This is a genomic window from Aeromonas sp. OTU364 (assembly GCF_038440395.1).
Taxonomy (GTDB): Bacteria; Pseudomonadota; Gammaproteobacteria; order Enterobacterales; family Aeromonadaceae; genus Aeromonas.
In genome coordinates this window covers 178283-197895 of sequence record NZ_JASATR010000003.1, presented here as the reverse complement: position 1 = coordinate 197895, position 19613 = coordinate 178283, and the positions used below count along the sequence as shown (strand labels likewise).

The window sequence follows — 19613 nt, the reverse complement described above, 5'->3', positions numbered from 1 at the left end:
AATTATGTTTAATTTGGCATGCCACGCTCCTGAAATGGGACATGCCGCACATTGTCAGCTGTGGTATCAGGCGCCGATCAGCGGATAGTGGCCAAGCTTGCAGCGGATCCCGAAGCCTGCCGCCGCCACCTCCTCCGGGGTCATGGGCGTGCTGAACAGGAACCCCTGGAAGACATGGCAGCCCTGGGCCCGCAGGGCCGCCAGCTCGTGCTCGTCCTCCACTCCTTCCGCCAGGATCCCGAGCCCCAGGCTGGTGGCCATGGCCACGGTGGCACGGATCACCGGCAGGTTCAGCCCCACCACGAAGGAGCGGTCCAGCTTGATGGTGTCGATGGGCAGACGGTTGAGGTAGGCGAGCGACGAGTAGCCGGTGCCGAAGTCGTCGATGGCGATCTTGATCCCCTGCTCGCTCAGGGCGTCGAGGATCTCGATGCAGCCCTTCATGTCCAGCATCAGCACGGTTTCGGTCAGCTCCAGGGTCAGCAGGCCCGCCTCGACATTGGACTCCCTGAGCTGCTGCGCCACCTGCCCCGGCAGGGAGGCGGAGAGCTGGAAGCCGGAGAGGTTGACCGAGACCGGCACCCGCACCTGCCATTGACGCTGCCACTCCCCCATCTGGGCCAAGGCGGTGGCGAGCACCCAGCTCCCGATTTCACGGATAAGCCCCATCTCTTCGGCCAGCGGGATGAACTCCGCCGGCGAGACGTGCCCGAGCACGGGGTTGTACCAGCGCAGCAGGGCCTCCAGACCGATGAGCTTCCCCTGGGCCACGTCCACCTGGGGTTGATAGCGCAGGCTCAGCTCCCCCCGGCCGACGGCCTTGGCCAGAAACTGCTTCAGGGTCAGCTTGCGGTGCAGGCTCTGCTGCATGCTGGGGGTGAAGCGCTGCCAGCGCAGGCGCCCCATCTGCTTGGCCTGGTACATGGCCATGTCGGCGCGGGTGATAAGGTTGTCCCCGTCGTCCGCATCGTCCGGATAGATGGCGATGCCGATGCTGCCGCCTATGGTGACCTCGGGCACCCCGCTCAGCTGCAGCGGCTTGCTCATCTGGGAGAGCATGAGATCCGCCACCTCCTGCGCCCGCTCGCTGGCCTGACCGAGGGGCACCAGGGCGGTGAACTCGTCCCCGCCGAGGCGCGCCAGCTCCACGTCCCGCGGGCAGATCTGCTTGAGCCGGCCGGCCACCCGCTCCAGCAGGCGATCCCCCGCCTTGTGGCCATAGTTGTCATTGACCAGCTTGAAGTTGTCCAGATCCATGAACACCAGGGCGAAGCGCCCCCCAAGGCCGCAGTAGGCCTCGAGGGACTTCATCAGGCCGTAGCGATTGAGCAGGCCGGTGAGGGAGTCGTGCCAGGCCAGGTGACGGTGTTCCAGCTCCTCGAGCTTGCGATCCGTGATGTCCCGCATGGTCAGCAGGATCCGGGCCCCCTGCTGGATGTGGCGGAACTGATACTGGAACCAGCGCATCCCCTTCCGGGTCCGGCACTCCCCCTCGGCTACCACCTCCCCCACCCGGGAGAGCCGGGTGTAGAAGGCCTCGTCGTCACCGGAGAAGACCTGGGCAAGCCGGGTGATGCCAGTGCCAAAGCACATGTCGAAGTGGTGGTTGCCGCTCTCGAGGCCCCCCTCGTTGTCAAACAGGCAGGCCAGGGTGTCGCCGGTGGCGAGGGAGGACTCCTGATAGAGGGTATCGGCATCGATGACCGCCTCCGTCATCATCATCTGGCGCCCGGCGAGCTGGATGCCGGAGAGGCGCAGATAGACCTGCTTCTTGACCCCCTTGGGGGAGAGGGTCCACCACTCGTTGTAACTGCGATCCTGTTGAAAATCACCGAGATAACGCTGCAACAGCAGATCGATGGCGGCGGCCATGTCGGCCGAGAAGTCGCGGGATTGCAGCTCGGCCAGGGAGCTCGCCTCCCACAATCCCAGGGCGGAGCCATTGGCCCAGTAAATGTGGTGACGCTGGATGTCATAGACCCAGATGGGCGTATGGAGCACGTCCATTGCGGTAAGCAGGCGTTCGTCTAGCGTATTCATGTTGCGTGATGATTCATGCTGAAAGCTCATGGCAGAACCAGCCTGGATCCGTCTTTGGCAAACGCGTCCGTGCTGGTACAAAATCCGTTCCGACCCATAATCTGGAAACAGGCAGGTGAAAAAGGGCCGAAATCATATGAAAACGCTACATGTGATCCCCATGGTCAGAAGAAATGGGCTCACACTGGTACTGTTGGGCATGGTCATAACCATTACTATGATTTTTATACTTTTTTTCTTTCCTGAACAACTACTAATGCCGGTCATCTTCCTCCTGCTGACGGGTCTGATGACAATTCTTGTCGGGGCGCTGAAACTGGCTGAGCCTCATTTTAGTCTCTCTCTGTGTCAGGATTGTCTGCAATATCACCATAAGTACGGTGGCTGGATCCTGAAATGGAGAAATATTCAGCGAATTGACCAGCCACGTATCCATTTAGGGTGGGATCTGGTGCCCCTGCCCTACATTGGTTTGAAGATTAAGGATTACGACGATTTCTTGACGCTGATCACACCCAGGCTGGCCGTTCGCCTGCTGACCGAGCAGCGCGCCGTGCTGTTGCAGGCCATGAACAGCGAGCGCCCCGACTGTCTCACCGGAGGCTGCGGCAGCGGTCTGCTGGGCGAGGGGCTGCTGGAGGAGAGCCGCTTTCGCTCCCCCTCTGGCCAGCAGTACGATGGGGTGATCGCCATGCTGGGCAACCGCATGGCCAGGCTGCGGGATCTGCTGGGTTATGATCTGCTGGTGCCGGACAACAGCCTGGATCGCCCCCCCGCCGACTTCGTCCATCTGCTCAATCAGTACCAGCGCGAGTCGAATCTAATCCAGATCAATTAAACGCCGGATTGCGCTTGCCAAGCCTGGCGACTCTTCATAAGGTCACTGGCTTGTTACAAACACCCCCTAAGCCGCTTATGAAGTACATCGAAGAGTTCTATCTGTTCGTCAAGGTGGTGCAAGAGGGCGGTTTCTCCCACGCCGCCGCCGCGCTGGGCATGCCGACCGGCACCATCAGTCGACGCATCTCACAACTGGAAGAACAGCTCGGGTGCGCCTTGCTGCACCGCTCCACCCGCAAGCTGCGCCTCACCGACGAGGGGCTGCGCTATTACGAGCGCCTGTGCACGCCGCTAGCCGAAATCGAGCAGGCGACCGGCGAGATCCAGGGCCAGGAGAGGGACATCAGCGGCCTCATCCGCCTCGCCGCACCCATCGCCCTCTCCAATACCATCCTGGTCGACATGCTGGCGGACTTCGGTCTGCGCTATCCCGGGGTGCAGTTCGACATCAGCCAGACCAATGACCACGCCCCCCTCTGCGATCAGGACAGGGATCTGGTGTTTTTCAACGGCGAGCTCTCCCAGACCCTGCCCAATGCCCTCTGCCTCGGCCACATCGAGTACGGCCTGTTTGCCTCCCCCCTCTATCTGGAGAAGATGGGCATCCCCTCCCACCCGGCCCAGCTGGAAGAGCACGACCTCATCTACTGCTGGCCCCACCAGCACTGGCAGCTGAGCGGGCGGGATCAGCAGACGGTGCAGATCAAGCGGACACCGCGCCTGAACGTCAACCAGACCCAGGCCGCGGTGCGGGCGGCCCGGCGCCACCTCGGCATCGTCAATGCCCCCCTGCACTATGTGCATCCCTTCCTGCAGGACGAGCAGCTGGTCGCCGTGCTGCCGGACTGGCAGTCGGGCAAGCGCCCCTTCTACATGCTCCAATGCCAGCCCCAGTTCACGCCGTTGCGTGTTAAGATGTTTGCCGATTTCGTCGAGAAATACTCCGCACGCTATCGCCATCATCAGCGGGACGTTCAATTTTTGCCGGCCATGCCGCTGCCCGTTGCATCTGACGGTTGATCGCCCACACTTAGCGCAATCCTCGTTGCACAGGTCGGCTAACACTATGAATGTATTGATATGTGATGACTCGGGGTTCGCTCGCAAGCAGTTGATGCGCGCCCTGCCTGCCGGCTGGAATGTCACCCTGCACCAGGCCGCAGACGGCCTGGAAGGGGTCGAGCAGATCCTGATGGGCCACGGCGATCTGATCTTTCTCGATCTGACCATGCCACAAATGGACGGCTATGGCGTGCTGGAGACCCTCAAGCGCGAGGGGCTGCGCAGCAAGGTGATCGTGGTCTCCGGCGACATCCAGCCGGAAGCCCACGCCCGCGTCATGGCCCTCGGGGCCCTCGATTTCATCAAGAAGCCGGCCTCGCCCGAGAGCCTGCTCGCCCTGCTAGTCCGCCACGGCTTGTGGCAAGCGGCGCCCCACCCGGCCGCCGCCCCCGCCCTTGCCACCGCCGATCACGCCCCCCTCGAGAGCACCATTCAGTTCACCCCTGAGCTCAGGGATGTCTATCAGGAGCTCGCCAACGTCGCCATGGGCCAGGGGGCCGACCTGCTGGCTCGCCTGCTGGATGCCTTCGTGGTGCTGCCCATCCCCAACGTCAACGTGCTGGAGGTCTCAGAGCTGCACATGGCCCTCTCGGCCGCCGCCGAGTCGGACACCCTCTCCGCCGTCTGCCAGGGCTTCATCGGGGCCGGCATCGCCGGCGAGGCGCTGCTGCTGTTTCACGATGCCAGCTTCCAGGATCTGGCACGCCTGATGAACCATCAGGGGGTGCTGGATCACAACGCCGAGCTGGAGCTCTTGATGGATACCGCCAACGTCTTGATCGGGGCCTTCCTGCGTGGCTACGCCAACCAGCTCGACACCCCCTTCAGCCAGGGCCATCCCGTGGTGCTCGGTCAGCACAGGCCCATTAGAGATCTCATTCGCACCAACCAGAGCCGCTGGCGCCGCACCCTGGCCATCGAGATCAACTACCGGGTGCAGGGCTATGCGGTGCAGTGCGACCTGCTGCTGCTGTTTACCGAAGACTCCATCGCCACCATGAACAACAAGATCATGCATATGCTCTAGCGCTAGTGGTGTGATCCCATCGCCAGCATCAACAACACAGACTCAGGCACCAGGAGTGACCATGGAAATCCGGGAATTTCATTGGCTGATGAACATAGTCCAGAACCTGGACGTGGGGCTGGTCGTGCTCGACAAGGGCTACCGGGTACAGGTATGGAACGGCTTCATGGAGAGCCACAGCGGCCGGCTGGCCGGCGAGGTGCGCGATCAGGTGCTGTTCGACCTCTTCCCCGACGTGGACCGCGCCTGGCTGGAGCGCAAGGCAAACATGGTGTTCAAGCTCAACAACCGCGCCTTCAGCACCTGGGAGCAGCGCCCCTATCTGCTGCGCTTCTCCAACTATCGCCCCATCACGGGCTCGGCCCCCCACATGTACCAGAACCTGACCCTGGTGCCCCTGGCCGATTTCGGCGGCGAGGTCACCCATCTGGCCATCATGATCTACGACGCCACCGACGAGGCCATGCTCATCACGGGCCAGCGTCAGGGATGATCCCTCGGCACAGAGACGCAAAAAGGGCGCCATCAGGCGCCCTTCTTTTTATGCTTGCCGATCACCCTCAGCCGTTCAGGAATTCGGTGAACGCATCTATCACCTCGTCGATGTCGTCATCGGTGATTTGCAGATGGGTCACCAGCCTCAGCTCCCCGTAGCCGGAGAAGAGGATGCCGCGCTCCTTCATGAAGCCGAGCAGGGTGGCGGGATCCCCCTGGGTCAAGCGCAGGAACACCATGTTGGTCTGCACCTCGGCCACCGCCAGCTCGATGCCGGGCAAGGAGGCCAGCCCCTCAGCCAGGCGCCTGGCACGGCGATGATCGTCCGCCAGCCGGGTGACGTGCTGATCCAGGGCGAACAGCGCGGCCTGGGCCAGGATCCCCCCCTGACGCATGCCGCCCCCCAGCATCTTGCGCAGCCGTCTGGCCCGCGCGATGAAGCCATGGGAGCCCACCAGCAGTGAACCGACCGGCGCCCCCAGCCCCTTGGAGAGACAGACGGAGATGCTGTCGAAGGGGGCCGCTATGGCCGCGACCGGCTCGCCGCTCGCCACCACCGCATTGAACAGACGGGCCCCGTCCAGGTGCAGCAGCAAGCCGTGCTCATTCACAAAATCGCGCATCTCGCGCAGGTAGGACAGCGGCAGCACCTTACCGTTGTGGGTATTTTCAAGGCACACCAGCCGGGTCTGGACGAAGTGGGCGTCATCGGGGGCGATGGCGGCCCGCACGTCCCTCAGCGCCAGGGTACCGTCGGCCTGCATGGGAACAGACTGCAGGGCCACAGAGCCCAGCACGGCAGAGCCCTGCGCCTCGTAGCGATAGATGTGGGAGGCGGAGCCCAGCACGGCCCCCTCCCCGCGCTGGCAGTGGCTCATCATCGCCAGCAGGTTGGACATGGTGCCGGATGGCACGAACAGAGCCGCCTCTTTGCCCAGCAGCTCGGCACCCCGACGCTCCAGCGCATTGATGCTGGGATCTTCCCCGTAGACATCATCGCCCACCTCGGCGTGCAGCATGCTCTGGCGCATGGCTTCCGTGGGTTGGGTCACGGTATCACTTCGTAAATCGATATAGCGCATGTCATCCTCCTGATGCAGGAGCATGACATTAACCAGCCAGCACCATGCTGGCAAGGGATGGGGGGCGGGAATGTGAGCCCGGCGGCTCACCAGGGCAGCGGCTGACCGCGCAGGTCCACGAAGCGGCCGGAGTGCGCCAGGGTCAGCGAGGCCAGGAGATCCAGCAACTGCGGCGCCACCAGGGCGGGATCCTGCAACAGGGCGGGGTCAAGCCCCTGCCGGAAGGGTTGCTGCATGGGGGTGTCCATGAGCCCGGGGTGAACCGTGATGACGCCGGCGCCGGGGAAGCGCTCGGCCCACTCGGCGGCCAGGATCCTGGCCCCCATGTTGAGGGCCGCCTTGCTCATCCGGTAGCTGTAGCGCCCGACGGCTTCCAGATTGCCGGTCCCCAGGCTGCCCGCCAGATCCGAGAGAGAGCAGAGCCACAGCCCGCTCTCGGGGGTCATGAGCCGGCTCAGGCTGGCCCCCAGGGCCAGGTGGGGCCAGGCATTGGCCTGCAGGCTTTCCCCCAGCCACTGGGGGCTTACCTCCTCCACCCGCCGTTCCGGCATGTGATTGAGATCGTGCAGCAGGCCTATGGTGTTGATCACCACAGTCGGCAGCGTGGTGGCGTCATAGAGGGTGAACAGGGCCTCGAAGGAGAGCGGGTCCACCTCCTGCAACGGGAAATAGCAGGCGGGATCCAGCCCTTTGGGCAACTGTCTGCCCGCCAGCAACCACTCTTCGCCACGGCTGGCGAGTTCATGGGCCAGGGCCCCCCCCAACCCGCCACTGCCCAGGATCAGATAACTCATCTGTGTGTCCTTGGATTTGTCCATTGCTTAGAGGGTATCAGAAGAATGGCGCCCTGCCGGGGCCTGCGGCCTCAGGCCTCTGCCAGATGACGGCCGAACTCCCGCGCCCGCGCCAGATCCAGGAAACCGTCCGCCTGCTTGTGGCTGCGCAGGAACTGGTAGTAGGCGAGCAGGGTCACCAGATGCGGCTCGTCCGGCAGCGGCTGGCCGGGGAGCGTCTCCTGCACCAACGCCCCCGCCGCCGCCAGCGCGTCCCTGTCCACCACCTCGGCCTGGCGGTAGAGATAACCGCAGCCGGTGGCGAGCCACTCCAGGGAGCAGTTGGCCCCCATGGCGATCTGGTTCGCCTTGCCAAGGCCGGGCTCGGCCCCTTTCAGATACTTGCGGATCAGGGCCTCACTCAGCCCCACCTTGCGGGCGAAGGCGCTGACGCTGCCCTCCCCGATCAGGCTCTGCAGCCTGGCGGCAAATCCTTCCATCACCACCTCTCCATCGTCTTTCTGGCCCGCCTCTGCGCCCGGGCCCCTGTGTCGGTCAGAACCATAGTTCGAATTCGCGAGGGGGGCATTATTGCCTTGTCCGCCAGAAGAGACCAAGATGCTGGCAGCATTGATTCTGCCTTTTTTTGTCCGTCTCTTTATCCGTAGAGGAGTCACCATGTCCGTATCCCGTCTTGCCCTGCACCATCAAGGCCCCACCTTCTCCCGCCTCATCATGGGCTACTGGCGCCTGATGGAGTGGCAACTCTCCCCGGCCGCCCTGCTGGATCTGATGAAATACCACCTGGATCTCGGGGTCACCACCATAGATCACGCCGACATCTACGGCGGCTACCAGTGCGAGGAGGCCTTCGGCCAGGCCCTGCGTCTGGAGCCCTCCCTGCGCAGCCGGATGGAGATTGTCAGCAAGTGCGGCATCGCCCTCACCGCCAAGCCGGAACACGCCCTCAATCACTACAACACCAGCAAGGGCCACATCGTCGCCAGCGCCGAGGCCTCCTTGCAAAAGCTCGGCACCGATCACCTGGATCTGCTGCTGATCCACCGCCCCGACCCTCTGATGAATGCCGACGAGGTGGCCGAGGCCTTCATCAGCCTCAAGCAGGCGGGCAAGATCAAGCACGCCGGCGTCTCCAACTTCACTCCCCACCAGTTCAATCTGCTGCAATCGCGCCTGCCCTTCCCCCTGGTCACCAACCAGCTGGAGATCTCGCCGCTGCATCAGGAAGGGACGCTGGATGGCGCCCTGGATCAGTGCCAGCAACTGGGCATCAAGCCCATGGCCTGGTCCTGCCTCGGTGGCGGACGGCTGTTCAACGATCCCGCCTATGCCCCGCTGCGGGCCGAGCTCGAGCAGATCCGCCAGGAGCTGGGGGCCCAGCACCTGGAGCAGGTGGTCTACGCCTGGGTGATGATGCTGCCGAGCCAGCCGCTGCCGCTCATCGGCACGGGCAAGCGGGAGCGGATCGCCGCCGCCGTGGCGGCGGAGTCCATCGTGCTCAACCGCCAGCAGTGGTTCCGCATCCGCAAGGCCGCCCTGGGTTACGATGTGCCCTGATCCCGCCCGCCACTGAGCGGGAGGCAAACAAAAACGGCATGGATTGCTCCATGCCGTTTTTCGTTATCGAGACGATTCAACGATGGCGCTGGGGGCGACCACGAGGTGCATCTGTCTTCGGTTTGGCCTGGTTGACTGTGATGGTCCGGCCACCTATTTCGGTGCCATGCAACTCGGCGATGGCCTTCTCGGCATCCCCGTTGACAGGCATTTCAATGAAGCCAAACCCCTTGGACTGACCGGTATCGCGATCGATGATGATATCGACCTTGTCTACCTGCCCAAATTGGCTGAACACGGTTGTCAGTTCGTCGGCCGTCATCCGGTACGACAGATTACCTACGTAAATCTTCATGCCATCCACTCTCGATTCAAGGTGCCTTCTCTATGCATCCACCGACCTGGAGTAAGGGCACAACCCCCCTGCCGGACCAGCCATGGCATCATGCCGTGGCACTCCCTGCCTCGAGGCCCAAGTCGTTGATCTCTTGGACTATCGGAGCAGGAAAGATCAATTCGAATCAGAGGGAGTATCTGAGCTTTGTGATAGATTGTCGAGAAAATAGTCAGGTTGGCTGCAGCGCGGCCAACAACCGGCTCAGGGCGCGGCGACTGTGCCAGGCCCGTTTAAAACCGAAGCGATAGACCCCGGGGGCCACCTCATGGGTGCCTTCCCGGGTCAGACCCAGCAAGGCGGTGGCGTCGGCCAGGGCCTCCCCATCCAGCCCCAGATCCAGGCTGAAGTCGAGCCACTGACCGTCGTGTCCCACCTTGCGATCCCGCTCAATGCCCACCAGTGCCGCCCTCGGCAGGGCCAGGGCCCTGTCTTCGCCACCGTTGAGCAGATAGAGGTGATGGTCGTCCCAGGCGAGCTCCGCCAACCGCCAGCGCTGCCAGTTGCGCGGCAACACCATCATCACCAGCACTATGCCGCCAAACACCAGACCGACCCAGGGCAGCAGCCCCATCTCGGGATAACCCAGCAAGAGCGCGGCCACCACAGTCCCCAGGCTCGCCAGCAACAGGCAGATCATGACCCCGTAGAAGCGCCGCGCCGGGGGCATCAGCCAGTTCACTCCCCCCTGCGATGCCAGTTCACTGACTCTCATTTCATCCTCCTCACATGATGGAAACGGCCCTGCCGCATCGGCGTTGGCCCGCATTGTGCGCGAGCCCGCCCATGGGTTGCAACCGGCGCGGCGGCGCGGATGACGACTGGCCGCCACTCTTGATATGCTTGGGGCTGTCTGAGCCCGCCATCTTCAGGAGTCCCATGTTTGCCACTGCCCTGCTGCTCACCACCAGCGCCCTCTATGCAGAAGCCATCGGCGGCTACGCGGCCGGTTGCCTTAATAATGCCGTGGCCCTGCCGCTGACCGGGCCCGGCTATCAGGTGATCCGCAGCAAGCGGCTGCGCTATTACGGTCACCCCGATCTCATTCACTACCTGCAGGGCCTGGCCAACCAGACCAGGCTGGCCGGCATGCCGGATCTCTATATCGCCGATCTCGCCATGGCACGGGGCGGCCCCTTCACCTCTGGCCATCGCAGCCACCAGACCGGCCTCGATGCCGACATCTGGTTCCGGATGGCCGACAGGCCCATCAGCAAGTGGGAGCAGGATGCCCCCAAGGAGTGGGCGCTGATCGACGAGCCCAGTTACCGTATGCTGCCCGGCCGCTTCGGCCCCCGGCAGCTCAATCTGCTGCGCCTCGCCGCCAACAAGCCCGAGGTGGCGCGCATCTTCGTCAACCCCGTCATCAAGGCCGAGGTGTGCAAACGGGCAGCCGCTGAACCCTGGGTCGCCAAGCTGCGCCCCTGGGTCGGCCACTTCAGCCACTTCCACGTCAGGTTGCGCTGCCCGGCGAACAACCCGGATTGCCAGCCCCAGGCCCCCATCCCCCCCGGCAATGGCTGCGATGCCGAGCTGGCCTCCTGGCTCAAGGACAAGCCCCAGTTGCCCAAGGTCTCCATGAGCTACCGAGCCCCCGTCTTGCCGAAGCGTTGTGAGGGCTGACCACAAGCTGCTATGGTGAGCCGATATCCGTCAGAAATTTCAATGGAGAACAACAAGATGGCCACTTCACTCCGGCACAGGGCCACCCAGTGCCTGCTGACTTTCACCCTGCTGCTGGGATTGACCGGGTGCGGCATGAACAACATTCCCACCCTGGATGAGCAGGTCAAGGCGAGCTGGGGGCAGGTCGAGAACCAGTACCAGCGCCGGGCCGACCTCATTCCCAACCTGGTGGCCACCGTCAAGGGGTACGCCAGCCACGAGCAGGAGACCCTGAAAGCGGTCACCGATGCCCGCGCCCGGGTCGGCAGCGTGCAGGTGAGCGATCCCTCCCAGCTCAAGGCCTTTGAAACGGCCCAGGATCAGCTCTCCAGCGCCCTCTCCCGCCTGATGGTGGTGGTGGAACGCTACCCGGATCTGAAGGCGGATCAGCAGTTCCTGACCCTGCAGGCCCAGCTGGAAGGCACAGAGAACCGCATCGCGGTGGCGCGGCGCGACTACATAGAGGCGGTACGCCAGTTCAATACCGAGATCCGCACCTTCCCGGGGGTCATCTGGTCCAAGCTGCTCTATTCGGATCTCGAGGCCAAACCCAGCTTCAGCGCCAAGCCCGGTGCCGATGAGGCGCCCAAGGTCAGCTTCCAATGACGATGATGTTGCGCGCGCTGCTCCCCTTGCTGCTGCTCTGGACGGCGGCGCTGCACGCCGCCCCCGCTTTTCCGCCGCTGAGCGGACGTGTGGTGGATGAGGCGGCCCTGATGTCACGCAAGCAGGCCCACCAGCTGACCCAGCAACTGGCCGCCTTCGAGAAACGCAGCGGCATCCAGCTGGTGGTGGTCTCCATCGACAGCCTGGATGGGGAGACCATAGAGGAGTACGGCTACCAGCTCGGCCGCCACTGGGGCATAGGCCAGAAGAACAAGAACAACGGCGTGCTGCTGCTGATCGCCCAGGATGAGCGCAAGGTGCGCATCGAGGTGGGCTATGGCCTGGAGGGCGCCCTGCCCGATGCCATCGCCGCCAACATCATCCAGACCCGGATCCTGCCCGCCTTCAAGCGCGGCGACATGGTGGCCGGCGTGGTGGCTGGCAGCCAGGGCATCATGCAGGCCCTGGCCGGGGAATACCAACCGGTGGACAACGCCAGCAAGGAAGACAAGCTCGGCGGCCCCTGGCTGTTCATCCTGGTGGTGGTCGTGATGCTAGTGCTGCACCACCTGCGGGGAGGCGGTGGCGGCGGTGGTCGCGGCCGGCGCCGCGCCGCTTACATGGCCGGCGGTTTCGGCGCCGGACGCTCCGGCGGTGGCTTTGGGGGCGGCGGCGGTTTCAGTGGCGGTGGTGGCAGTTTTGGGGGCGGTGGTGCCTCCGGTGGTTGGTAATCAGGGAGCAAGAGACAAGACAATGATTTCAAAACAGTTCTATCACACCTTGCAGGCCAGGGTACGACAAGCCGAGCAGGCCACGGACGCCGAGCTGGTCACAGTGCTGGCCCCCGCCAGTGATGGCTATCGCTACATCCCGACCCTCTGGGCCGCGCTGCTGGCCATGCTCACTCCCCTACTGGTGTTCCAGCTCGGCTTCTGGCTCGGCTGGTACGAGATCCTGCTGGTGCAGTGGTCGGTCTGGCTGCTGCTGAGCCTGCTGTTCCACTGGACCCCCATCAAGATGCGGCTGATCCCGAAAAAAGTGTGTCAGCACAGGGCGGCACTGATGGCCCGCCTGCAGTTTGTCGAGCAGGGACTGCACCGTACCCGCGACCGGCTCGGGGTGCTGATCTTCGTCTCTGTGGCGGAGCACTATGTGGAGATCCTGGTGGATGACGGCATCGCCCAGCACATAGACAACGCGCTGTGGCAGCAGATCATCGACGACTTCGTGGTGCGGGTGCGTAACAAGGAGGTGGAACAGGGTTTCCTCGAGTGCGTGGAGCGTACCAGCGCCATCCTGACCGATGCGTTTCCGGCGACCCGGGATCAAAACGAGTTGCCCGACAGCCTGATCATTTTGGACAAACCCTGAGCCGGCTTAAAAAACCGGCATTCTGTGCAAGGGATAGGCATTCGATAAAGATTCTGAAAAATAAGGGGAAAAGTGTTTGACCCCGAGTCAGCTTTCCCCTAAATTACGCCCCGTTCCAGCGCAACGGCGCAGCGAACGACGTGGTGATTGAACACGTTAAACAGCAGTCGAAAATTTGGTGAGGTGTCCGAGAGGCTGCCCACCGACGAAGTCGGTAAGTAAGCACGCGCAGCGTGCTCCGAAAGCAACTTCAAAGAAGTAAAAATTTGGTGAGGTGTCCGAGTGGCTGAAGGAGCACGCCTGGAAAGTGTGTATACGGCAACGTATCGAGGGTTCGAATCCCTCCCTCACCGCCAAATAAAGTAAAAGGGCCTGTCGCAAGACAGGCCCTTTTACTTTATCCGGTGATGGGCGGCTCGGTTCGGACCCTGGTTCGACAAGAGGGCAGGACAGCCCGCTTGGACAGCCGAAGGCTGCCCGCAGGGTGAGCGCCAGGGATGGCGCGAGTCAATCCCTCCCTCACCGCCAAATTATAAAAAATCGACCTCAGGGTCGGTTTTTTGCTTTCCGGCTGTTCGCTGACATCGACACCTTCCCCGGCTCGTATTCCCCTCCTCTTCCCTGCCCGCTCTCTACTTCTCTCTGCCTTAGCCAACCGCCTTCCCAATACGCCATCCGTGGTGGATCCCCTTAGGCAAGCCGATGGGGGTTCGTCCAGGAGCTATGCTTTTGGTCGCCCATGGAGGGAAGCCTTCGGCATCAGCCCGGCTGGCTCCTGGCAATCACATCTTTATTCAACAGGAGATAAAGCGATGAGCGAGCAACCCACCATAGTCCTGGTGCACGGCTTCTGGGGCGGCGCGGCGCACTGGGGCAAGGTCATAGTGGCGTTATCACGGCGGGGCTTCACCAAACTGAAGGCGGTTGAGCTGCCCCTCACCTCCCTGGCCGACGACGCCGAGCGAACCCGCAAGATGGTGGCCCAGCAGAGCGGCCCCGTGCTGCTCGTCGGCCACTCCTACGGTGGAGCCGTCATCACCGAGGCGGGCAACCTGCCCAACGTGATCGGCCTGGTCTATGTCGCCGCCTTCGCCCCGGATGCCGGTGAAAGTCCGGGCGCCCTCACCCAGAGCCTGCCGCCCGCAGCCATGGCCAACATAGCGCCCGACAGCGACGGCTATCTTTGGATAGTGGCGGACAAGTTTCACGAGAGTTTCTGCCAGGACTTGACCCCGGAGGAGGCCCTGGTGATGGCGGTGACCCAGAAGGCGCCGCTGGGGGGCACCTTTGGCAACAACATCACGGCGCCGGCCTGGAAGAAAAAACCAAGCTGGTATCAGATATCCAGCGAAGACCGCATGATCCACCCGGACAATCAGCAGAAAATGGCGTCACGCATCGCACCGCGCAAGACGGTGACGCTGGCGGCCAGCCACGCCTCCCTCGCCTCGCGAGCGGACGAGATAGCCTCCCTCATCGCGGAGGCGGCCAGCCAGGCTGATTGAAGGAGATCAGCGTCATCCCCGCGGCGCCGTAAGGGGCCTCGGGGATCCACTGGCACGGACAGGCTTCCCAGGCTGACCGGGTCGCTCGCCGGATTTCAACCTCTCCCCCTTGGCCCGATCTCCCATCAGGGCCTCTTCCTCAATGACTGGTATCAAACGCACACTACCGCTCGCCCCATCAAGGTCCTCATGATCCCGCCATCCTGGCCGAAACAGGAGGGACAAGTTCATGATTCCGAGCCGTCCGATATTGCTCATCGATTGGATTTCATTTTGAAAAACTGATAGTTAAATGACTACACTAGCCACACACAACGCATAGGGATATGGATAGATGAGTCTTATTGGTTTGCTGCTGGCCCTGGCTGCCATCCTGGGTGGCAACATCATCGAGGGGGGACACCCCAGCGCCCTGCTCGATCTCCCCGCCTTTCTCATCGTGATCGGGGGCACAGTGGGTGCCGCCCTGACCCAATTCCCCTTCTCCGTGGTCGGCAAGACCTTCAAGCGATTCAAGTGGCTCATCTCTCCCCTGCGCCTCGACATGCTGGAGCAGGCCCAGCTGCTGGAGACCCTGGCAGGCAACGCCCGGCGCAGCGGCATGCTGGCACTGGAGGGGATGATCGATGACATCAAGGATCCCTTCCTGAAAAAAGGGGTACAGATGATGGTGGATGGCTACGAGAAGACCAAGATCCACGAGGTGCTGGAAAACGAGATCGAGTTCGAGCAGGAAGATCTCGAGCAGACCGTCAAATTCTACGAAGCCATGGGGGGCTACTGCCCGACCATGGGGATAGTCGGTGCCGTGTTCGGCCTTATTCACGCCATGGGGTTGCTGGATGCGCCGGACAAGCTCGGTGGCGCCATCGCGGTGGCCTTCATCGCCACCATCTACGGGGTCGGCGCCGCCAACCTGATCTTCCTGCCCTTTGGCAACCGCTACAAGGGCTTCGCCCACCAGATCCGCCACTACAAGGAGATGACCCTGACCGGCATCCTCTGCATAGTGGACGGCGAGTCACAACAGCGGCTGCAAGTGACCCTTGAACCCTACCTCGGAGGCCATGGTGGCGAAAAAGAAAAAGGCTGAAGCACCGGAGAACCATGAGCGCTGGCTGGTCTCCTATGCCGACTTCATGACCCTGCTGTTTGCCCTGTTCGTGGTGCTCTACTCCTTCGCCATGGCCAAGCAATCGGAGACCCGGGTGCTGATCCAGGGCTTTATCGAGTCTCTTGGCAAGATAGGCCTCATCTCTCTGCCCGCCGGCTCTCCCGTGATGCAGGGGGGGACCGGCATCCTGGAGCCGGAGTCCAAGACCACGCCGGGCACCTCCCAGAAGGAGGAGGTACTGGACACCCAGGCGCCGGCCGCCGCGGCCGATCCCTTCAACGAGACCATAGGCGCCTCGGAGAAACCCAGCGCCACCGAGTCATGGCCCCACAAGACCAAGGAGCAGGATTGGGCCACTGTCACCAAGCAAAAGCTGGATCAGCAGCTCAAGAGCCAGATTGAATCCAAGGAGATCGAGGTGGAGCAGCTCGGCAGCCAGCTGGTGATCCGCATCGGCGAGAAGACCCTGTTCCCGGCCGATTCGGCCTTCCTGCAGCCCCAGTTCATTCCCCTGGTCAACAAGGTCTCCGACGTGCTGGCCGATATTCCGGGCATGGTGGTGGTCACCGGCCACACCGACAACTCCCAGGCGCCGGTGGAGCTCTATCGCAACAACTGGGAACTGTCGGTGCTGCGGGCGGCCACCATAGTCCATACCCTGCTCACCAACCCCAAGCTGGATTCGCGGCGCGTCATCGCCCAGGGCGTGGCGGACACCCAGCCCCGCTTTGCCAACGACACCCCGGCCCATCGCCAGGCCAACCGTCGGGTGGAGATAGTGCTCTCCCAGGGCAAGGCGGCTGAACAAGCCCTCCCCCTCCTCCCCCCCTGATGAAAAGACCCCGCCATGCGGGGTCTTTCGTTTTGCCGATTAGTTTATTTCTCAAGCAGATTGGCTGTTTTCCCTGCCGGGTAAAGGCAATTGAAAATGATTCTCAAATGAGAAAATTGACCCCGCTAGCAAAACGCGATTTTCCTCCCGTTGATTAATAATTAATCCTTTGAAATGACATGTAAATCAGTATGGAACTGGCATAATACGTAGCATCCTTGTTAAGTCACATGATTAATTCGGTTAGGGAAAACACCTATGTTTGCTGATATTGCTGTCCAGCATTGGGCCTTTGCTGTCTACGTCATTGGGGCCATCTGCATCTGCCTGACCATGATAGGCGTCGCGGCCTTGCTGGGGGGACGAGCCTATGGCCGTGCCAAGAACAGGCCCTTCGAATCGGGTATCGATTCCGTCGGCAATGCCCGTCTGCGTTTCTCCGCCAAGTTCTACCTGGTCGCCATGTTCTTCGTCATCTTCGACGTCGAGGCGCTCTATCTCTTCGCCTGGTCCGTCTCCGTTCGGGAGAGCGGCTGGGTCGGTTTCATCGAAGCCACCATCTTCATCACCCTGCTGCTGGTAGGCCTCATCTACCTGTGGCGCATCGGTGCCCTCGACTGGGCCCCGAAGAAACGCGTCCTGACTGACAAGAAGCCAGACTGATTTACCGATTATCCCTTTGAGGTTGCACCATGAAGTACACCCTGACCCGGATTGACCCGGATGCGCCCGTTGAGCGCTACCCCCAGGAACAGCGCCAGACCGTCGATGACCCGCTGGCGCAGCAGGCGACCCGCGGCATCATGATCGGGCGCCTCGAAGAGGTGCTGCAAGACACCGTCAACTGGGGCCGCAAGAACTCCCTCTGGCCCTACAACTTCGGCATCTCCTGCTGCTATGTGGAGATGTGTACCGCCTTCACCTCCCCCCATGACGTGGCCCGCTTCGGCGCCGAAGTCATCCGGGCTTCGCCCCGTCAGGCGGATTTCATGGTGATCGCCGGGACCCCCTTCATCAAGATGGCCCCCGTCATCCAGCGCCTCTATGAACAGCTGCTCGAACCCAAGTGGGTCATCTCCATGGGCGCCTGTGCCAACTCGGGCGGCATGTATGACATCTATTCCGTGGTGCAGGGGGTGGACAAGTTCCTGCCGGTCGACGTCTACATCCCGGGCTGCCCGCCCCGTCCCGAAGCCTTCCTGCAGGCCCTGATGCTGCTGCAGGACTCCATCGGCAAGGAGCGCCGCCCCCTCTCCTGGGTGGTGGGTGATCAGGGGATCTACCGTCCCCAGATGCAGGCCGAAAAGGATCGCAAGCGGGAAGAGCGCATCCAAGTCACCAACCTGCGCACGCCGGATGAGATCTGATCATGAAACTGACTCGAGAATTCCCAAGCAACTACACCATGGCCCAGGGGCAGATGGCGGATCACGTCGATGCCCAGGTGGTCGGCGAGCTGTTCGCCCACTTCGGTGCCGAGCGCTTCACGGTGCAGAGCACCCGCACCGGGGTGCCGGTGATCTGGCTCTCCCGCGATCTGCTGCTGGATGTGATGGGCTTTTTGCAAAAGCTCCCCTCCCCCTTCGTGATGCTGTTTGATCTCAGCGCCACCGACGAGCGGATGCGCAGCCACCGTCACGGCCTGCCGGGCAGCGACTTCACCGTCTTCTATCACCTCATCTCCATCGACCGTAACGCCGACGTGATGCTGAAGGTGCCGCTGATGGAGAGCGATCTGCACCTGCCCACCGTCAGCCGCCACTTCCCCAACGCCAACTGGTACGAGCGGGAAGTCTGGGATCTGATGGGCATCACCTTTGACGGTCACCCCCATCTCACCCGCATCATGATGCCCAAGAGCTGGCAGGGACACCCGCTGCGCAAGGACTACCCGGCCCGCGCCACCGAGTTCGATCCCTTCATGCTCGATGCGGTCAAGCAGGATCAGGAGCAGGACAACCTGCTGTTCAAGCCCGAAGAGTGGGGCATGGCCCGTGGCAACGAGAACGAGGACTACATGTTCCTGAACCTCGGCCCGAACCACCCCTCGGCCCACGGCGCCTTCCGTCTGGTGCTGCAGCTCGACGGGGAGGAGATCCGCGACTGCGTGCCCGACATCGGCTATCACCACCGCGGTGCCGAGAAGATGGGCGAGCGCCAGTCCTGGCACAGCTACATCCCCTACACCGACCGGGTCGAGTACCTGGGGGGAGTGATGAACAACCTGCCCTATGTGCTAGCGGTCGAGAAGCTGGCGGGGATCAAGGTACCCAACCGGGTCGACATGATCCGGGTGATGATGGCGGAGCTGTTCCGCATCCAGAGCCACCTGCTGTTCCTTGGCACCTACATCCAGGACGTGGGGGCCATGACGCCGGTCTTCTTCACCTTCACCGACCGGCAGAAGATCTACACCATCATCGAGGCCATCACGGGCGCACGCATGCACCCGGCCTGGTTCCGCATCGGTGGCGTGGCCCACGATCTGCCCACCGGCTGGGCCCGCCTCATCCAGGACAACCTGCTGAGCTGGCTGCCCAAACGCTTGATGGAGTATGAGAAGGCCGCCATGCGCAACAGCATACTGCGCGGCCGCACCATTGGCGTCGCCGCCTACAACACGGCGCAGGCGCTCGCCTGGGGCACCACGGGGGGCGGTCTGCGGGCCACCGGCCTCAACTTCGACGTGCGCAAATGGCGCCCTTATTCCGGCTACGATCAGTTCGAGTTCGAGGTGCCGGTGGGCAGCAACGGGGATGCCTACGACCGCGCCACCGTGCGCATCGAGGAGATCCGCCAGAGCATGCGCATCATAGAGCAGTGCATGAAGAACATGCCGGAGGGGCCCTTCAAGGCGGATCACCCGCTCACCACGCCGCCCCCCAAAGAGCGCACCCTGCAGGACATCGAGACCCTGATCACCCACTTCCTGCAAGTGTCATGGGGCCCGGTGATGCCGGCCGCCGAGTCCTTCCAGATGATAGAGGCGACCAAGGGCATCAACAGCTACTACCTGACCAGCGACGGCTCCACCATGAGCTACCGGACCCGGATCCGGACCCCGAGCTTTGCCCACCTACAGCAGATCCCCTCGGTGATCCGCGGCCAGATGGTGTCGGACCTCATCGTCTACCTGGGCAGTATCGATTTCGTTATGTCAGATGTGGATCGTTGAGTCCTCTCGCCCCGGCAGACGGGGCGAAGGGCAAGACGCGCAGTAAAGGGAAAA

At 62.6% G+C, this 19613-nt stretch carries 21 protein-coding genes and 1 tRNA gene; 16 read left to right on the top strand and 6 right to left on the bottom strand.

The annotated features are described in order from the left end of the window. Positions 1-66: 66 nt before the first annotated feature. Positions 67-2007 (bottom strand): putative bifunctional diguanylate cyclase/phosphodiesterase, encoded by a 1941-nt coding sequence (locus AAHB08_RS05345; RefSeq protein ID WP_342058401.1) that lies wholly within the window; start codon positions 2005-2007, stop codon positions 67-69. A 169-nt stretch (positions 2008-2176) separates the two neighbouring features. Here AAHB08_RS05345 and AAHB08_RS05340 point away from each other — a divergent pair, with 169 nt between their 5' ends. The 4 genes from AAHB08_RS05340 to AAHB08_RS05325 all read left to right on the top strand — a co-directional run bounded on the left by AAHB08_RS05340 (position 2177) and on the right by AAHB08_RS05325 (position 5462). Next, the gene (locus AAHB08_RS05340; protein ID WP_139439587.1) at positions 2177-2878 is read left to right on the top strand and encodes a DUF2982 domain-containing protein; all 702 of its coding nucleotides are present in this window, start codon (positions 2177-2179) and stop codon (positions 2876-2878) included. Positions 2879-2955: 77 nt separating this feature from the next. Further along, positions 2956-3900, top strand: a complete 945-nt coding sequence (locus AAHB08_RS05335; protein WP_342058336.1) for a LysR family transcriptional regulator — start codon at positions 2956-2958, stop codon at positions 3898-3900. A gap of 46 nt (positions 3901-3946) precedes the next feature. Continuing rightward, positions 3947-4969, top strand: a complete 1023-nt coding sequence (locus AAHB08_RS05330) for a response regulator (RefSeq protein WP_342058335.1) — start codon at positions 3947-3949, stop codon at positions 4967-4969. 61 nt (positions 4970-5030) lie between these two features. Beyond that, a complete protein-coding gene (locus AAHB08_RS05325) occupies positions 5031-5462 on the top strand; it encodes a PAS domain-containing protein (protein ID WP_042650276.1) in 432 nt (143 codons plus the stop codon). Positions 5463-5529: 67 nt separating this feature from the next. Here the strand turns inward: AAHB08_RS05325 and ltaE are convergent, their stop codons facing one another. The 3 genes from ltaE to AAHB08_RS05310 form a co-directional block, all read right to left on the bottom strand. Beyond that, positions 5530-6546, bottom strand: coding sequence for a low-specificity L-threonine aldolase (ltaE, locus tag AAHB08_RS05320; protein WP_342058334.1), 1017 nt, complete (start codon positions 6544-6546; stop codon positions 5530-5532). Positions 6547-6632: 86 nt separating this feature from the next. Further along, a complete protein-coding gene (locus tag AAHB08_RS05315) occupies positions 6633-7340 on the bottom strand; it encodes a short-chain dehydrogenase (protein WP_342058333.1) in 708 nt (235 codons plus the stop codon). Between the two features lie 71 nt (positions 7341-7411). Beyond that, entirely contained in the window at positions 7412-7819 is a 408-nt protein-coding gene (locus AAHB08_RS05310) for an XRE family transcriptional regulator (protein WP_139439330.1), read from the bottom strand. A gap of 178 nt (positions 7820-7997) precedes the next feature. On the opposite strand from AAHB08_RS05310, the gene AAHB08_RS05305 reads away from it, so the two are divergent. After that, positions 7998-8897, top strand: a complete 900-nt coding sequence (locus AAHB08_RS05305) for an aldo/keto reductase (protein ID WP_342058332.1) — start codon at positions 7998-8000, stop codon at positions 8895-8897. Positions 8898-8973: 76 nt separating this feature from the next. On the opposite strand, the gene AAHB08_RS05300 is transcribed toward AAHB08_RS05305, so the two are convergent. Both AAHB08_RS05300 and AAHB08_RS05295 read right to left on the bottom strand, forming a co-directional pair. Beyond that, the gene (locus tag AAHB08_RS05300; protein WP_162519307.1) at positions 8974-9252 is read right to left on the bottom strand and encodes an RNA recognition motif domain-containing protein; all 279 of its coding nucleotides are present in this window, start codon (positions 9250-9252) and stop codon (positions 8974-8976) included. Positions 9253-9463: 211 nt separating this feature from the next. Next, the gene (locus AAHB08_RS05295; RefSeq protein ID WP_139439332.1) at positions 9464-10006 is read right to left on the bottom strand and encodes a hypothetical protein; all 543 of its coding nucleotides are present in this window, start codon (positions 10004-10006) and stop codon (positions 9464-9466) included. A 164-nt stretch (positions 10007-10170) separates the two neighbouring features. Here AAHB08_RS05295 and mepA point away from each other — a divergent pair, with 164 nt between their 5' ends. The 11 genes from mepA (at position 10171) to nuoC (ending at position 19559) form a co-directional block, all read left to right on the top strand. Beyond that, positions 10171-10914 carry a penicillin-insensitive murein endopeptidase gene (gene mepA, locus AAHB08_RS05290; protein ID WP_202045920.1) on the top strand — a complete coding sequence of 248 codons (744 nt, stop codon included), beginning with the start codon at positions 10171-10173 and terminating at the stop codon, positions 10912-10914. 42 nt (positions 10915-10956) lie between these two features. Further along, positions 10957-11562, top strand: a complete 606-nt coding sequence (locus AAHB08_RS05285; protein WP_342058331.1) for a LemA family protein — start codon at positions 10957-10959, stop codon at positions 11560-11562. Further along, on the top strand, positions 11559-12293 hold the full coding sequence (locus AAHB08_RS05280) for a TPM domain-containing protein (RefSeq protein WP_342058330.1): 735 nt from the start codon (positions 11559-11561) through the stop codon (positions 12291-12293). Before AAHB08_RS05285 ends, AAHB08_RS05280 begins: the two co-directional genes overlap by 4 nt. Positions 12294-12315: 22 nt before the next feature. Next, entirely contained in the window at positions 12316-12933 is a 618-nt protein-coding gene (locus AAHB08_RS05275) for a TPM domain-containing protein (RefSeq protein ID WP_342058329.1), read from the top strand. 268 nt (positions 12934-13201) lie between these two features. Then, positions 13202-13289: transfer RNA gene (locus tag AAHB08_RS05270), tRNA-Ser, on the top strand. 456 nt (positions 13290-13745) lie between these two features. Then, a complete protein-coding gene (locus AAHB08_RS05265; protein WP_342058328.1) occupies positions 13746-14438 on the top strand; it encodes an alpha/beta hydrolase in 693 nt (230 codons plus the stop codon). A gap of 334 nt (positions 14439-14772) precedes the next feature. Next, the gene (locus tag AAHB08_RS05260; RefSeq protein ID WP_025327212.1) at positions 14773-15531 is read left to right on the top strand and encodes a flagellar motor protein; all 759 of its coding nucleotides are present in this window, start codon (positions 14773-14775) and stop codon (positions 15529-15531) included. Continuing rightward, on the top strand, positions 15506-16384 hold the full coding sequence (locus AAHB08_RS05255; RefSeq protein ID WP_342058400.1) for a flagellar motor protein MotB: 879 nt from the start codon (positions 15506-15508) through the stop codon (positions 16382-16384). The genes AAHB08_RS05260 and AAHB08_RS05255 overlap by 26 nt, the downstream gene beginning before the upstream one ends. 258 nt (positions 16385-16642) lie before the next feature. Further along, positions 16643-17047 carry an NADH-quinone oxidoreductase subunit A gene (locus AAHB08_RS05250; RefSeq protein ID WP_025327214.1) on the top strand — a complete coding sequence of 135 codons (405 nt, stop codon included), beginning with the start codon at positions 16643-16645 and terminating at the stop codon, positions 17045-17047. A 29-nt stretch (positions 17048-17076) separates the two neighbouring features. Continuing rightward, complete coding sequence (locus AAHB08_RS05245) at positions 17077-17751, top strand: NuoB/complex I 20 kDa subunit family protein (protein WP_025327215.1); 675 nt, start codon at positions 17077-17079, stop codon at positions 17749-17751. 2 nt (positions 17752-17753) lie between these two features. After that, a complete protein-coding gene (nuoC, locus tag AAHB08_RS05240) occupies positions 17754-19559 on the top strand; it encodes an NADH-quinone oxidoreductase subunit C/D (RefSeq protein WP_429159896.1) in 1806 nt (601 codons plus the stop codon). The last annotated feature ends 54 nt before the right edge of the window (positions 19560-19613 follow it).

Excerpts from the sequence above, each read along its gene's own strand:
- AAHB08_RS05345 (WP_342058401.1), bottom strand. The coding sequence starts at position 2,007 with ATGGACGTGCTCCATACGCCCATCTGGGTCTATGACATCCAGCGTCAC.
- AAHB08_RS05340 (WP_139439587.1), top strand. The coding sequence starts at position 2,177 with ATGAAAACGCTACATGTGATCCCCATGGTCAGAAGAAATGGGCTCACA.
- AAHB08_RS05335 (WP_342058336.1), top strand. The coding sequence starts at position 2,956 with ATGAAGTACATCGAAGAGTTCTATCTGTTCGTCAAGGTGGTGCAAGAG.
- AAHB08_RS05330 (WP_342058335.1), top strand. The coding sequence starts at position 3,947 with ATGAATGTATTGATATGTGATGACTCGGGGTTCGCTCGCAAGCAGTTG.
- AAHB08_RS05325 (WP_042650276.1), top strand. The coding sequence starts at position 5,031 with ATGGAAATCCGGGAATTTCATTGGCTGATGAACATAGTCCAGAACCTG.
- ltaE (WP_342058334.1), bottom strand. The coding sequence starts at position 6,546 with ATGCGCTATATCGATTTACGAAGTGATACCGTGACCCAACCCACGGAA.
- AAHB08_RS05315 (WP_342058333.1), bottom strand. The coding sequence starts at position 7,340 with ATGAGTTATCTGATCCTGGGCAGTGGCGGGTTGGGGGGGGCCCTGGCC.
- AAHB08_RS05310 (WP_139439330.1), bottom strand. The coding sequence starts at position 7,819 with ATGGAAGGATTTGCCGCCAGGCTGCAGAGCCTGATCGGGGAGGGCAGC.
- AAHB08_RS05305 (WP_342058332.1), top strand. The coding sequence starts at position 7,998 with ATGTCCGTATCCCGTCTTGCCCTGCACCATCAAGGCCCCACCTTCTCC.
- AAHB08_RS05300 (WP_162519307.1), bottom strand. The coding sequence starts at position 9,252 with ATGAAGATTTACGTAGGTAATCTGTCGTACCGGATGACGGCCGACGAA.
- AAHB08_RS05295 (WP_139439332.1), bottom strand. The coding sequence starts at position 10,006 with ATGAGAGTCAGTGAACTGGCATCGCAGGGGGGAGTGAACTGGCTGATG.
- mepA (WP_202045920.1), top strand. The coding sequence starts at position 10,171 with ATGTTTGCCACTGCCCTGCTGCTCACCACCAGCGCCCTCTATGCAGAA.
- AAHB08_RS05285 (WP_342058331.1), top strand. The coding sequence starts at position 10,957 with ATGGAGAACAACAAGATGGCCACTTCACTCCGGCACAGGGCCACCCAG.
- AAHB08_RS05280 (WP_342058330.1), top strand. The coding sequence starts at position 11,559 with ATGACGATGATGTTGCGCGCGCTGCTCCCCTTGCTGCTGCTCTGGACG.
- AAHB08_RS05275 (WP_342058329.1), top strand. The coding sequence starts at position 12,316 with ATGATTTCAAAACAGTTCTATCACACCTTGCAGGCCAGGGTACGACAA.
- AAHB08_RS05265 (WP_342058328.1), top strand. The coding sequence starts at position 13,746 with ATGAGCGAGCAACCCACCATAGTCCTGGTGCACGGCTTCTGGGGCGGC.
- AAHB08_RS05260 (WP_025327212.1), top strand. The coding sequence starts at position 14,773 with ATGAGTCTTATTGGTTTGCTGCTGGCCCTGGCTGCCATCCTGGGTGGC.
- AAHB08_RS05255 (WP_342058400.1), top strand. The coding sequence starts at position 15,506 with ATGGTGGCGAAAAAGAAAAAGGCTGAAGCACCGGAGAACCATGAGCGC.
- AAHB08_RS05250 (WP_025327214.1), top strand. The coding sequence starts at position 16,643 with ATGTTTGCTGATATTGCTGTCCAGCATTGGGCCTTTGCTGTCTACGTC.
- AAHB08_RS05245 (WP_025327215.1), top strand. The coding sequence starts at position 17,077 with ATGAAGTACACCCTGACCCGGATTGACCCGGATGCGCCCGTTGAGCGC.
- nuoC (WP_429159896.1), top strand. The coding sequence starts at position 17,754 with ATGAAACTGACTCGAGAATTCCCAAGCAACTACACCATGGCCCAGGGG.